Here is a 12,174-nt window from a genome sequence, read left to right as displayed (position 1 = left end):
GTAAGGTGAATAGGTGAACGAGAGATGAACATGCGACGTGGGATTCCCGCCGAGTGGCGACGGGCCTGGTCCGAGCTGGTCCTGAGGGCACGTCAGACGGTGGCGGACGGCCTGGTCGTCGGCACATCGGGGAACCTGTCGGTCCGCGTGGGCGATGCGATCCTCGTCACACCGAGCGGCGTTCCCTACGACCAACTTCGCCCCCGCGACCTGCTGGCCGTCGACCGCCGAGGCCGCCCACGCGCCGGAACGCTCGCCCCCACGAGCGAGCTTCCGCTGCACCTCGCGATCTACGACTCGACCGACGCGGCGGCGGTGGTCCACACGCACGCGCTGCACGCGACGGCGGTCTCGACGCTGGTGGACGAGCTGCCGCCGATCCACTACATGACCGCCGCCCTCGGCGGCCCGGTCCGGGTGGCGCCCTACGCGACGTACGGCAGCGAGGAGTTGGCGGCCCACACGCGCGAGGCACTGCGCGACCGCACCGCGTGCCTGCTCCGCAACCACGGCACGATCGCGCACGGCACGACCCTGCGCCAGGCGTACGAGCACACGGCGCAGCTTGAGTGGATGTGCCACCTGTGGCTGACGGCGACGTCATCCCGCACCCACACCCCGGCCCTGCTGTCCAGGGCGGACTTGGAGGCGGTGTCCGCCAAGCTGGCGGCCTACGGCCAGTCGTGACGCCCGCCCGCGGCGGGGTCGCCTCCGGCGGGGTCGCGGCGGGTGGTTGGTCGCGGCGGGTGGTTGGTCGCGGCGGGTGGTTGGTCGCGGCGGGCAACGACGGCCTGGCGGCCGTCGGTTGCCGCCTGCCGACCTGCGGGGCGATGCCGCTCGCCGTGGTGCGTGTGGCTGCCGCTGCCGGGGGCGAGAGCGCTGGCGGCCGCAGGCCGTCGCTCCCGCGGCCATCGCCGACCGGATCACCTTCCGCCGCACCCTCATCCGGACCGGAACCGAGTCCTGCCGCTTCCAGGCCGTCGGGACCGGACGCGGGACCGTCCCGGGCCATTGAACGGCGATCATGTCGCGATGTCAGTGCCGGTGCGTAGGGTGCCAGGGACTCGTGCGCCGTGAGGAGAGGTACCGGATGGACGTTCATCGGCCTGTCGAGCTGGCCGTGTGGGGCCTGCCCGAGCCCTCACGCGTCCGGAGACCAGCGGGTGGGACGAACAACACGACACTGATCCTCGACGACACTCATGTGCTGCGGATCTACCAGAACCTCCTGCCCGCCGAGATAGCGGCCGAGCATCGGCTGTTGAACGAGCTGAACCAACGCGGTGGGTTGCCCTTCACCGTGCCAGCCCCCCGGCCGACTCTGGACGGACGGACTGTGCACGACTCCATGGCGATCTTCCCGTTCGTGCCGGGGCAGCGTGCCGACGAGTCGCTTGAGTCGATCGAGTTGGCCGCGGAAGCCCTGGGAGTCCTCGATCAGGCGCTCGCCGAGGTAGCGGTCGAGCTGGCGCCACGCGACTGGCGTGGGTCATTGGAGCAGATCCACCCGGGAGTCTCCGACCTGGAGGGCGCCTGTGCGGAGTTGGAGAGACGGCTGGGCGACGGCCCCGGCCTGCGGTGGTTCCGGGAGAGCATCGGCCCGGCGGAGCGGCTGCACGCGAAGCTGGTCAGGACGCTGCCGGTCCAGATCGTGCACGGCGACTACTCGCTGTGGAATGTCCTTGTGCACGAGGGGCGCGTCAGCGCGGTGCTCGACTTCGAGGTGGCGCATCTCGGTCTCCGGCTGAACGACCCGGTCGCCGCCGTGACGATGGCCACCGGACTCGGGATATCGGGAGCCGAGGAGCGGCTGGCGGCCTTCCTGCGCGGTTACGCTCGCTCGGCCAGTCTGTCGGCGGCTGAGGAAGAGGCGACCCCGGCCATGCTGCGGTACAAGGCCCTCTACTCCGTCGTCTGGCGCATCGGACGGTGGCGCCTGGGGCTCTCGCCGATCGAGGAGATCACCGAACGGCTCGCCGACGGTCTCGTCCTCGATAAGTGGCTGGCGCGGTCCGGCTGGCCGGGATGGGCGTGGGCCGCGTAGCCTCCCGCGGCCATGGCGTTCCGGCGCGGGCCGGACAAGGGCGGGTGGGCGGGGCGACTGCGGACGGGCCGTCGCCCTTCCGCGCGGCCGCGGGCCGGTGCGTCGGGGCGCTCAGGCCGCCAGGCCGGGTTGCTCAGGCCGCCGGGCCGTCGGGTGGCGGCCCCCCGTGCCCCGGTCCATCCTGGGGTGCATGCGTCGGCGCACGACGGCGGCCGTGGCCGCCACCACCTTGCTCGGGGCCGGAGCGGCCGCGGTCGCCGCCGGGCGGTGGGCGAGCGACCTCGCGCTCAGCGCCCGCAGGGCCCCGCGCCCGGCCGGGTTCTGGCACGCCAGGCTGACCGTGCACGCCACCACGGCCGACCGCATCACGCTCTCCCGCACGCCGCAGTCGCTGCGCCCCGGCGTGTACGGCCTCGCCGCCCGCTCGGGCCACGCGGTCGTCGGCCCGGTGCTCGACGTTCCCACCGCGCCCGACACCGTCGTCCGCCGCCTGGAACGGATCAGCCGGGGCGAGCTGATCCCCGGCACCCCCGTGGACCTCACCCCGCAGATCCACGTCGGCGACCCCACCGCGCTCGGCATCGCGCACACCAGCGTGTCGCTCACGGGGGAGCGCGGCACCCTCCCCGCGTGGTACGTCGACGGCTCGCGCGACACGTGGATCATCGCCCTGCACGGCCTCGGCGCCACGCGCGAACACCCGCTCAACGTGCTGCCGTTCCTCCACGACCAGCGCTTCCCCGTGCTGATCCCCAGCTTCCGCGGCGACCCTGGCGCGCCACGCCCCGCCGACCGCGTCACCCGCCTCGGCGCCGCCGAGTGGCACGACGCCGACGCCGCCCTGCGCTACGCCGTCGACCGAGGCGCCCGGCGCGTGGTGTTGTACGGGTGGTCGGCGGGGGGCGCGATGGCCCTGCGCGCCGCCGCGCACTCCCCGGAGCGCACGCGCCTGTGCGGCCTTGTGCTCGACTCTCCCGTGCTCGACCCCGAGGCGACGCTGCGGGCGCTCGCGGCGCAGCGCGGCGTTCCTCGCCCGTTGCTGCCCCTGGCGGTGCGCGCCGCGCGCGGCGGGTTCGGGCTCGACCCCGCCGACCGGCCGCCCAGCTTCCCGCACGGGGCCCGCGGCGCGCTGCCCGTCCTGCTGCTGCACGGCCCGGACGACACCGTCGCCCCGTGGGCCGCCTCGCGCGACCTCGCGGCGCGGCACGCCGGGAACACCGTCCTGCACGCCGTCCCCGACGCCGAGCACGCCGCGCTCTGGAACGCCGACCCCGCCGCCTACGAGGAGCGCCTCGGCCGGTTTCTCACCCCGCTTGGGTAGGCGACCGCGCGAGCGCCGCCCCACGCGCGGGCGCGTGGCGCGGGCGCTCATGTACCCCGCTGGGCGGGGGGTTTGGGCTTTCGAGGCCCGACCGGTGAGACTGCTGCCGTGACGTCCCGAACTCCGCGTGAGCCCCGGTTGCGACTTGTCCCTCAGACACCCACCCAGCGCGCCGCGGCGGGCAGACGCGCGTCGGCCGGGAGAAGGGCCCCCACACCCCCCAAGGGCGTCGCCCCCCAGGACGAGCTCGCCCGGCGCGCCCGCGCCATCCTGGCCGACGCCGTGCGCCTGGCCCACTGGGCCGAGCGCACCGGGACCTCGCCCGACGCCGTGGCCGAGCGCGCCGCCGACGAGCTGGGCCTGACGCCCACCCAGGTGCGCGAGCACTGGGGCCGCGCCCGCCTCGCCGGGCTCGTCGAGCACAGCGCCGCCCCCGCGCCCGTGCGCGCCGGCTGGCGCCTTCGCGCGTGGGACCGCGACGACACGGCGGCGTTGCGCGGCTGGGTGGCGCTGTTCGACGCGTGGTCCCTGGCCCGCCCCGCGCCCCCCGACGCGGACCCCGGCACGCTCGCCGACGTCGTGGCCGCCGTTCCCCAGCTGCTCTCGGTCATGCAGCTCTCCGACGGGCCCGTCACCGGGGCCGGGCTGATCGACCTGCTGCGGCGGCGGATCTCCGAGCTGCGCGCCGACCGCGACCCGGCCGAGCGCGAGGCCGCCGAGCGCGACACCGCCGAGGTGGTCCGCCTCCTCGGCTGGGCCCTCGACACCCTCGCGTCCGTCGGCGCCCTCACCCTGCACGCCCGCAGCCACCACCCCGAGCGGGCCCGCCTCACCGAGCTGGGCAGCTGGGCGATGTGGACGAAGCTCGAGCACATCTGCATCGCCGCCCAGAGCCCCGCGGGCAACATCGAGCAGTCCGCCGTCGCCATGCTCCGCGGCTGCGCCAACCTCACCCCGGGCCCCGCCCGCGCCGAGTACCGCGCCTGGCTCGCCGTGCGCCCTTCGGGCCCCGCCGTCACCGAGCTGCTGAACGCCGCGCGCGGCGAGGACGCCCTGATCCGCGGCCTCGCGTTCGAGGCGCTGCGCGTCGTCGGCGCCCCCGCGCTCCCCGCCATACGCGCCGCCGCCGACGAGCCCGTGCTGCGCCCCTACGCCCTGCTGTGGCTCGCCGACCACGAGGAGGGCGACCCGCGCGACCACACCGAATCCGCCCATGGCGTCCTCACCCGCGCCGAGGAGACCTGGCTATGGGTGGACACCGCGTCCGCCGCCCACGAGCACGGCGCCGACCGCGTCCTGCTCGACCACGTCGACGCCGCCCCGCAGCCCTCCGTGGTCGAACTGGTCAACGAGATCCGCACCTGCGGCCACCCCCGCACCGTGCAGGTGCTGCTCGCCCTGGCCGCGGCCCATCCGGACCCCGCCGTGGCGAAACGCGTCAGGCGCGCGGCGTTCCAGGTCCACACCGGGGGCGCCTGACCCATGGCCGCGCCCCTGGCGGACGGGCGGCAGGAAAACGGGTTGTGCCACGCCGTTAGAATGAACCCATGGACTTCTCGCTCCTCGTGCATTAGCGGGCGTACGACCCAGACCAGCCCAGACCCGTACGTTTTCCCATCGCCACCTGGAGTCCGTCCGTGATCACCGCATCCGGCGTCGAGCTACGCGCTGGCGCACGCATCCTCATCGAGTCCGCGTCGTTCCGCATCGCCAAGGGCGACCGCATCGGCCTGGTCGGGCGCAATGGCGCGGGCAAGACCACGCTCACCAAGTGCCTGGCGGGCGAGGGCATCCCCGCGGCCGGGACCATCACGCGCGGCGGCGAGGTCGGCTATCTGCCGCAGGACCCGCGCACCGGCGACCTCGACACCCTCGCCCGCGACCGCATCCTGGCCGCCCGCGGCCTCGACACCGTGCTGCGCGGCATGCGCGAGAACGAGGACCGGATGGCCAGCGGGCAGGGCGCCGTCCGCGACCGCGCGATGCGCAAGTACGAGCGCCTCGAGACCGAGTTCCTCACCAAGGGCGGCTACGCGGCCGAGGCCGAGGCCGCGACGATCGCCGCGAGCCTCGGGCTGCCCGACCGGGTGCTTGGCCAGCCGCTGCACACGCTCTCCGGCGGCCAGCGCCGCCGCGTGGAGCTGGCCCGCATCCTCTTCTCCGACGCCGACACCCTGCTGCTCGACGAGCCGACCAACCACCTGGACGCCGACTCGATCGTCTGGCTGCGGGACTTCCTCAAGACGTACAGGGGCGGTCTCGTGGTGATCTCCCACGACATCGCCCTGATCGAGACCGTGGTCAACAAGGTGTTCTACCTGGACGCCAACCGATCGCAGATCGACATCTACAACATGGGCTGGAAGCAGTACCAGGTCCAGCGCGAGGCCGACGAGAAGCGCCGCAGGCGCGAGCGGGCCAACGCCGAGAAGAAGGCCGCCGCCCTCAACGCCCAGGCCGACAAGATGCGCGCCAAGGCCACCAAGGCCACCGCCGCCCAGAACATGGCGCGCCGCGCCGAGCGCCTGCTCTCCGGGCTCGAGGACGAGCGCCAGCGCGACAAGGTGGCCAAGCTGCGCTTCCCCGACCCCGCGCCGTGCGGCAAGACCCCGCTGACCGCCGCGTCGCTCTCCAAGTCGTACGGCTCGCTCGAGATCTTCACGGATGTCTCGCTGGCCATCGACAAGGGCTCACGCGTCGTGATCCTGGGCCTCAACGGCGCGGGCAAGACGACCCTGCTGCGGCTGCTCGCCGGGATCGAGAAGCCCGACACGGGCGAGGTCACCCCTGGCCATGGCCTCAAGCTCGGGTACTACGCGCAGGAGCACGAGACGCTCGACGCCGACCGCACCGTTCTCGAGAACATGCGCTCGGCCGCCCCCGACATGGACATGGTCGATATCAGGAAGACGCTGGGCTCGTTCCTGTTCTCCGGCGACGATGTCGACAAGCCCGCGGCCGTGCTCTCCGGCGGAGAGAAGACCCGGCTCGCCCTGGCCACGCTCGTGGTCTCGTCGGCCAACGTCCTGCTGCTCGACGAGCCGACGAACAACCTCGACCCCGCGAGCCGCGAGGAGATCCTGGGCGCGCTGCGCGGCTTCACCGGCGCGGTCGTCCTCGTCACACACGACGAGGGCGCCGTGGACGCGCTCCAGCCCGAGCGCATCATCCTGCTGCCCGACGGCGTCGAGGACCTCTGGAGCGCCGACTACGCGGACCTGGTCGCGCTGGCCTGACGCCCGCGTGTCCACCGTTTGTGATCATCTCCGGTGGATCATTCGGCCGACGCTTGATCATTCATCTGAGTGAGCCCTGACGTATCCCCGCGCGTCGACCCGCGCCGCGGGGCGCGGCGTGCCCGTCCGCGCTGACCTGCCCGTTTGTCCCGTGGAACGGTCCCGCCCCTGCCGTGGCCGCCCGCGGCGGCCGGGTGCGAGCTGTCCGCTTGTCGTACCGACCTCGGTGAATGGGTGGCCAGGAAGCGGGATAGGGGTGATCATGAGAGGGCAGAGCGCACTTCGCACGAGGAGGCACGAGTGGCCGAGACTCTGAAGAAGGGCAGCCGGGTGACCGGCGCCGCGCGCGAGAGGCTCGCGGCAGACCTTAAGCAGAAGTACGAGTCGGGAGCGAGCATTCGGGCCCTGGCCGAGGAGACCGGCAGGTCGTACGGCTTTGTGCATCGCATGCTGAGCGAGGCCGATGTGACCCTGCGCGGCCGGGGCGGCGCCACCCGAGGCAAGAAGGCGGCCCCCACCCCCTGAGCGCGGAGCGGCACCGGTGGAGCGTTACCCTGCGGACAGCATTACCGCCGAGTAACCACCACCGGAGGCCGCGATGAGCCTGCTCGACACGGACGGAGTCCACGCCACGGTCCACGAGGCCGTGGCGACCGTCACCCTCACCCACGCGGCCAAGCGCAACGCGCAGACGCCCGCCATGTGGCGGGCCCTCGCCGAGGTCGGCCGACGGCTGCCCGGCGAGGTGAGGGTAGTCGTGCTGCGCGCCGAGGGCACCTCGTTCTCGGCGGGGCTCGACCGCCGCGCCCTCACCCCCGAGGGCATCGAGGGCGATCTCTCCTTCGCCGATCTGGCGCGCGCGTCCGACGCCGAGGTGGACGCGACCATCGCGGCGTTCCAGGAGGCGTTCACCTGGTGGCGCAGGAGCGACCTGCTCAGCGTCGCCGCCGTCCAGGGCCACGCCATCGGCGCGGGCTTCCAGCTCGCGCTCGCGTGCGACCTGCGGATCTGCGCCGACGACGTGCGGTTCGCCATGCGCGAGACATCGCTCGGCCTGGTCCCCGACCTCGGCGGCACCTCGCCGCTGGTCTCCCTGGTGGGCTACGCCCGCGCCCTGGAGATCTGCGCGACAGGCCGCGCGGTCCACGCCGACGAGGCCGAACGCGTCGGTCTCGCCAATCTCGTCGTCCCCGCCGCCGAGCTGTCCGCCGCCACCGCCGACCTCACCGCGGCCCTGCTGGCCACGGACCGCGACGCGTTGATCGAGACCAAGGCGCTGCTGCGCTCCGCCCTCGACCACTCCTACGACGAGCAGCGCGCCCTCGAGCGCGCCGCGCAGGCCAGGCGGCTGCGGGCCCTTGCGGGTCTTGGCGAGTGAGGGCTCAGCCGGGGCGCCGCGCCCCGGCGCGGGTCACCAGCACGCTGACCCGTGGCGCGCCGGGAGCGGCGTCCGCCGCCGCGCGCCCCGCCGCGAGCGCCACGTCGCGAACGCGGCGGCCGGGGTCGACCACGAGCTGACACCGGATCAGTCCCTCGCCGACCGTCAGCGCGGACGCCGGCCCGCCCAGCGCGGTCGAGAGCCCGCGCACGCCGGGGACGGACAGGACCGCGACGGCCACATCGGCGGCGGGGCCAGGGCCAAGCGCGGGCACCGGCTCGTCGGCGTCCCACGCCGCCTCGGCCGTCCCGTCAGGGCGCGGCGGGCGTTCGCCGTCGCCGAGCAGGCCCGTCACCTCGCAGTCGACGAACGCCACGGCCAGGCCGAGCCGTTCGTCCGCCGCCCACGCGAGCGCCGCGCGCACCTCGTCCGCATACGCGGGCAGCGGCCTGACCAGGCCCGTGGCGATGCCCGCGCCGATGCGCAGGGGGCCGGGCGGCAGCCCGCTGGGCGGCGGAGGAACGGCGGGCTCGCCGCCGTCGCCCGACCAGGCGCCGCCGTCGGCGGCGGGCGTGATGTCGATCCGCTCGACGAGGACGCCGGGGACCCCTTCGGCCGCCGAACGCAGCACCGGACGTGCGGCCCGTTCGGTCAGCCAGGCCCCGACCCCGCCCTCGGGCGGCCCGAGCGGCACCAGCCTGCCGAGGCTCAACTGCCGCCGCACGGCGGCACTCAGCGGGTCCGCACCCATGACCTTTACTCTCTGTTCTCACCCGGTCGTACTCAATCGGCCGGGGCTGGGTAACAGGATCTCGTATGTCGCGTGTCGGATGACACGCTTACTGTGGCATTCGGAAAGGGGTGAAGGCGCAGTGACCGACACCGGTACGGAGCAGGGCACGAGCACCACCACCACGACGATCGACGCGCCGGGCAAGCAGCTGGGGACCCGGCGCGGCACCGGGGACCCCGCCACGCGGGGCCGGACGACGATCGCCGACGGTGTGGTGGCCAAGATCGCCGGGATGGCGGCGCGTGACGTGGTGGGCGTGCACGCGATGGGCAGTGGGCTCGCCCGTACGTTCGGTGCGGTCAGGGACCGGGTGCCGGGGGCCAGCAAGTCCGCGACGCGCGGCGTCAAGGCGGAGGTCGGCGAGGTCCAGACCGCGCTCGATCTCGAAATCGTTGTGGAGTACGGCGTTTCCATCGCCGACGTTTCCCGTACCGTACGGGAGAACGTGATCGCGGCGGTGGAACGGATGACCGGTCTCGAGGTCGTCGAGGTCAACATCAACGTCGGTGACGTCAACCTCCCCGAGGGCGAGGAGGACGACGACGAGCGGCCTCCGTTGCAGTAGCGGGGACGGAGCGGGAGCCAGGAGCACATCATGAGCATGGCTGTGGTCGGCATGATGGCCGGCATGGCGCTGGGCTTCGCCACGTACTTCGGTGGATTCGGGGCCTTCCTGCTGGTGGCGGCGCTGGGCACGATCGGCTTCGTGGTCGGCAGGTTCGTCGACGGGGACCTGGAGCCGGGGGACTTCTTCCGGATCAGGGACCGCGACGACGACCGGCGGCGGTGACGGCCGGGTGACGGACACGGTGGAGGCCGAGGCCGTCGAGCCCGCGGTGCCCGCGGGGGACCGGGGCGCGACGCGGATCTCCGAGCGCGTCGTCGCCAAGCTCGCCGTGCAGGCCGCGAGGGAGGCGCTGCGCGCGGAGGCGCGGGGCCCCGTCGCCCCGCGGCTGCACGGCGAGCTGCCCCACGCCACGGCCGTGGTCACCAGGTCACCGGGCGCCGAGGGGGGCACGGGGGTGGCGGGCGTCCAGGTCGCCGTCGCCCTCGGCTACCCCTCGGACATCGGGGCCCAGTGCGGCGCGGTGCGGCGCCATGTCACCCGGCGCATCAAGGAGTTGACGGGCATGGAGGCGTCGTATGTGGCGGTCTCCGTGGAACGCCTGTACTCCGCGCACTTCAACGGCGAGGCCACCGGGAGGGTGCGGTGAGCGAACCCGCGGGCCCCGCGGGCCGGTTCTGGTCCGTCCGCCGCGCCCCCGCCGCGCTGCTCGCCGTGGCGCTGCTGATCGCCTCGGGGATGCTGCTCTACGACATCGTCTCGGTGCGCGCCGACCGCCCCGTCGCGGCCTGGCGCCGCGCGCTCACCGACGGCCTGGCCACCCGCACCCTGGACGACGGGTGGGTGGTGGCGGGCGCGGTGGCGGCGGTCGCGCTCGGCGTGTGGCTGATCGTGCTCGCGGTCAGCCCGGGCCTGCGCGGCCTGCTGCCGATGCGCGCCGACGCCTCGGGGATGCGCTCCGGCATCGAACGCTCCGCCGCCGCGGTCGTGCTGCGGGACCGTGCGATGGAGGTGTCGGGCGTGCGGGATGTGCGGGTGCTGGTGGGCCGCCGCCGCGTCAGGGCGCTGGCGGAGGCGCACTTCCGCGAGCTCGACGCGGTCAAGGCGGACCTCGACGCGGTGCTCGACCACGGCATCGGGGAGCTCGGCCTGGCCAGGCCCCCGGCGTTGAGCGTCCATGTGCGCCGACCGGCGAGGCGGTGACGCGGCGTGCTGCGCACGGTGAACCGAGTGCTGATGGGCCTGTCCGGCCTGCTGCTGATCGGCGTCGGCCTGGTGGCCCTCGCGGCGGCGCTCGACCTGCCGCGCCGCTGGGGCCTGTGGCTGCCCTCAGGCTTCTCGTGGCGCGCGCCGCACGACGTGCTGCTGACGCACACGGACCGGACGCAGTTCACGCGCCACGGCTGGTGGTGGCCCGTGGTCATCGGCGGCCTCGCGACGCTGCTGCTGCTGTCGCTGTGGTGGCTGCTGGCGCAGGTCAGGCGGCCCCGGCTCGCGGAGATCCAGATCGACAGCGGCGACGGCGCGCGGGCGGTGCTGCGGGGGAGGGCGGTGGAGGACGTGCTCGCCGCTGAGGCCGAGACGTTCCCCGGCGTCGACCGCGCCCGCGTGTCCCTGACAGGCCGCCGCACCGCCCCGCGCGTGCGGGTCGGCCTGCTCCTCACCCCCCAGGCCCACCCGGCCGATGTGGTGCGGCGCCTGCACGAGGAGGCCGTGGACCACGCCCGCACCTCGGCGGGCCTCCCGGCCCTCCCCACGGAAACCCACCTCCGCCCCTCCCGCCACACGGTGGACCGGGTCAGTTGACGACGGCCTCAGGCCGCCGCAGGCGAAGAGGGGGGTGGGTGGGGAAACATGCCCCCGGCCGGAGGCCGGTCCGCACCCGGCGAACGACGGCAACGTGGCGCGCCGCACCGAAGCGGCCCCGCGGGGATCTACGCGGAACCGGCCCGCACCGCACCGGAGGCAGCACCGGCAACCGGCCCCGGATCCGCACCCCCCGTGGGAGGCGAGCCCGTGGGAGGCGAGCCCGTGGGAGGCGAGCCCGCGGGAGGCGACTGATCCTTCACCTCGCGCCGCAGCAGCAGGACCCACCCCACCGGCACCCCGGCCGCGAAGAGCCACCACTGCACGGCGTACGCGAAGTGCGCCCCGATGCCCGTGTGATCGGGCTCCGGCAGCATCTCCGGCTGCTCGGCCGCCTCCGCCTCGGCGAGCGCGGGGGACGTCTCGCTCAGCTCCATGAAGCCGCCGAGCATCGGCACCCCCGCCGCCTCGGAACGCTCCGCGCTGTTGATCATCATGACCATGCCGTCCGGCAGCCCCGAGCGCTCCCTGATGCCGGTCGTTCCCGTGGACTCGTCGGCCATCAGCCGACCGGTCACGGTCACCTCGCCGGACGGCGGCTCTGGCACCTCGGGCATGCGCGTGATGTCGTCGCCTGCCGGGATCCAGCCGCGATTGACGACCACGCCCGTGCCGTCCGCCTGCACCAACGGCGTCAGCACGTGGTACCCGACCACGCCGTCGGCGTCCGTGCGCTGGCGCACCACGACCTCGTGCTCCGTGTCGTACACCCCGGTCGCCGTCACGGGCCTGTACCGGTCGTCGGGGTCGACCGCGCCGCCGACCCCGGTCAGCTCGGCCATCGGCACGGGGGGCGCGTCGAGGCTGCCGGAGATCAGATCGTTGCGCTCGACCCGCTGCTCGTGGCGGTTCAGCTGCCAGAAGCCCAGCCACACCATGGCCGGGATCAGCAGCAGCGCGACGAGGGTGAGCAGCACCCACTGCCGGGACAGCAGAAAGCGGTACACAGCTCACGACCGTACCCGAACGGG

General features: G+C 74.2%; 14 protein-coding genes. 12 read left to right on the top strand and 2 right to left on the bottom strand.

The features are described from left to right. Positions 1 to 30: 30 nt before the first annotated feature. From DEH69_RS15695 to DEH69_RS15665, 7 genes are all read left to right on the top strand, one after another. A complete protein-coding gene (locus tag DEH69_RS15695) occupies positions 31 to 687 on the top strand; it encodes a class II aldolase/adducin family protein (RefSeq protein ID WP_258534693.1) in 657 nt (218 codons plus the stop codon). Between the two features lie 403 nt (positions 688 to 1,090). Then, positions 1,091 to 2,044, top strand: coding sequence for a phosphotransferase enzyme family protein (locus tag DEH69_RS15690; RefSeq protein WP_181727449.1), 954 nt, complete (start codon positions 1,091 to 1,093; stop codon positions 2,042 to 2,044). 190 nt (positions 2,045 to 2,234) lie between these two features. Next, positions 2,235 to 3,365, top strand: coding sequence for an alpha/beta hydrolase (locus DEH69_RS15685; RefSeq protein WP_113687594.1), 1,131 nt, complete (start codon positions 2,235 to 2,237; stop codon positions 3,363 to 3,365). Between the two features lie 108 nt (positions 3,366 to 3,473). After that, on the top strand, positions 3,474 to 4,844 hold the full coding sequence (locus DEH69_RS15680) for a hypothetical protein (RefSeq protein WP_113687593.1): 1,371 nt from the start codon (positions 3,474 to 3,476) through the stop codon (positions 4,842 to 4,844). A 158-nt stretch (positions 4,845 to 5,002) separates the two neighbouring features. Then, positions 5,003 to 6,601, top strand: a complete 1,599-nt coding sequence (locus DEH69_RS15675) for an ABC-F family ATP-binding cassette domain-containing protein (protein WP_113687592.1) — start codon at positions 5,003 to 5,005, stop codon at positions 6,599 to 6,601. 300 nt (positions 6,602 to 6,901) lie between these two features. Continuing rightward, a complete protein-coding gene (locus DEH69_RS15670; RefSeq protein ID WP_049578499.1) occupies positions 6,902 to 7,126 on the top strand; it encodes a helix-turn-helix domain-containing protein in 225 nt (74 codons plus the stop codon). Positions 7,127 to 7,199: 73 nt separating this feature from the next. After that, positions 7,200 to 7,979 (top strand): enoyl-CoA hydratase/isomerase family protein, encoded by a 780-nt coding sequence (locus DEH69_RS15665; RefSeq protein ID WP_113687591.1) that lies wholly within the window; start codon positions 7,200 to 7,202, stop codon positions 7,977 to 7,979. Between the two features lie 4 nt (positions 7,980 to 7,983). Here the strand turns inward: DEH69_RS15665 and DEH69_RS15660 are convergent, their stop codons facing one another. Beyond that, on the bottom strand, positions 7,984 to 8,730 hold the full coding sequence (locus DEH69_RS15660; protein ID WP_113687590.1) for a nucleopolyhedrovirus P10 family protein: 747 nt from the start codon (positions 8,728 to 8,730) through the stop codon (positions 7,984 to 7,986). Between the two features lie 79 nt (positions 8,731 to 8,809). Between DEH69_RS15660 and DEH69_RS15655 the strand changes: the two genes are divergently transcribed. The 5 genes from DEH69_RS15655 to amaP are packed head-to-tail and all read left to right on the top strand — an operon-like array spanning position 8,810 to position 11,143. Beyond that, the gene (locus DEH69_RS15655) at positions 8,810 to 9,337 is read left to right on the top strand and encodes an Asp23/Gls24 family envelope stress response protein (RefSeq protein WP_258534698.1); all 528 of its coding nucleotides are present in this window, start codon (positions 8,810 to 8,812) and stop codon (positions 9,335 to 9,337) included. Positions 9,338 to 9,367: 30 nt separating this feature from the next. Beyond that, positions 9,368 to 9,562: a hypothetical protein gene (locus DEH69_RS15650; protein WP_113687589.1), complete on the top strand. Its 195-nt coding sequence runs from the start codon at positions 9,368 to 9,370 to the stop codon at positions 9,560 to 9,562. Between the two features lie 7 nt (positions 9,563 to 9,569). Next, on the top strand, positions 9,570 to 9,986 hold the full coding sequence (locus tag DEH69_RS15645; RefSeq protein WP_113687588.1) for an Asp23/Gls24 family envelope stress response protein: 417 nt from the start codon (positions 9,570 to 9,572) through the stop codon (positions 9,984 to 9,986). Then, positions 9,983 to 10,540: a DUF6286 domain-containing protein gene (locus DEH69_RS15640; protein ID WP_113687587.1), complete on the top strand. Its 558-nt coding sequence runs from the start codon at positions 9,983 to 9,985 to the stop codon at positions 10,538 to 10,540. The genes DEH69_RS15645 and DEH69_RS15640 overlap by 4 nt, the downstream gene beginning before the upstream one ends. A gap of 6 nt (positions 10,541 to 10,546) precedes the next feature. Beyond that, positions 10,547 to 11,143 (top strand): alkaline shock response membrane anchor protein AmaP, encoded by a 597-nt coding sequence (gene amaP / locus DEH69_RS15635; RefSeq protein ID WP_113687586.1) that lies wholly within the window; start codon positions 10,547 to 10,549, stop codon positions 11,141 to 11,143. Between the two features lie 128 nt (positions 11,144 to 11,271). Here the strand turns inward: amaP and DEH69_RS15630 are convergent, their stop codons facing one another. Continuing rightward, positions 11,272 to 12,150, bottom strand: coding sequence for an SURF1 family protein (locus DEH69_RS15630; RefSeq protein ID WP_113687585.1), 879 nt, complete (start codon positions 12,148 to 12,150; stop codon positions 11,272 to 11,274). Positions 12,151 to 12,174: the final 24 nt, after the last annotated feature.

Source organism: Streptomyces sp. PT12 (assembly GCF_003311645.1).
Lineage (GTDB): Bacteria > Actinomycetota > Actinomycetes > Streptomycetales > Streptomycetaceae > Streptomyces.
This window is presented reverse-complemented; position numbering and strand designations above follow the sequence as displayed.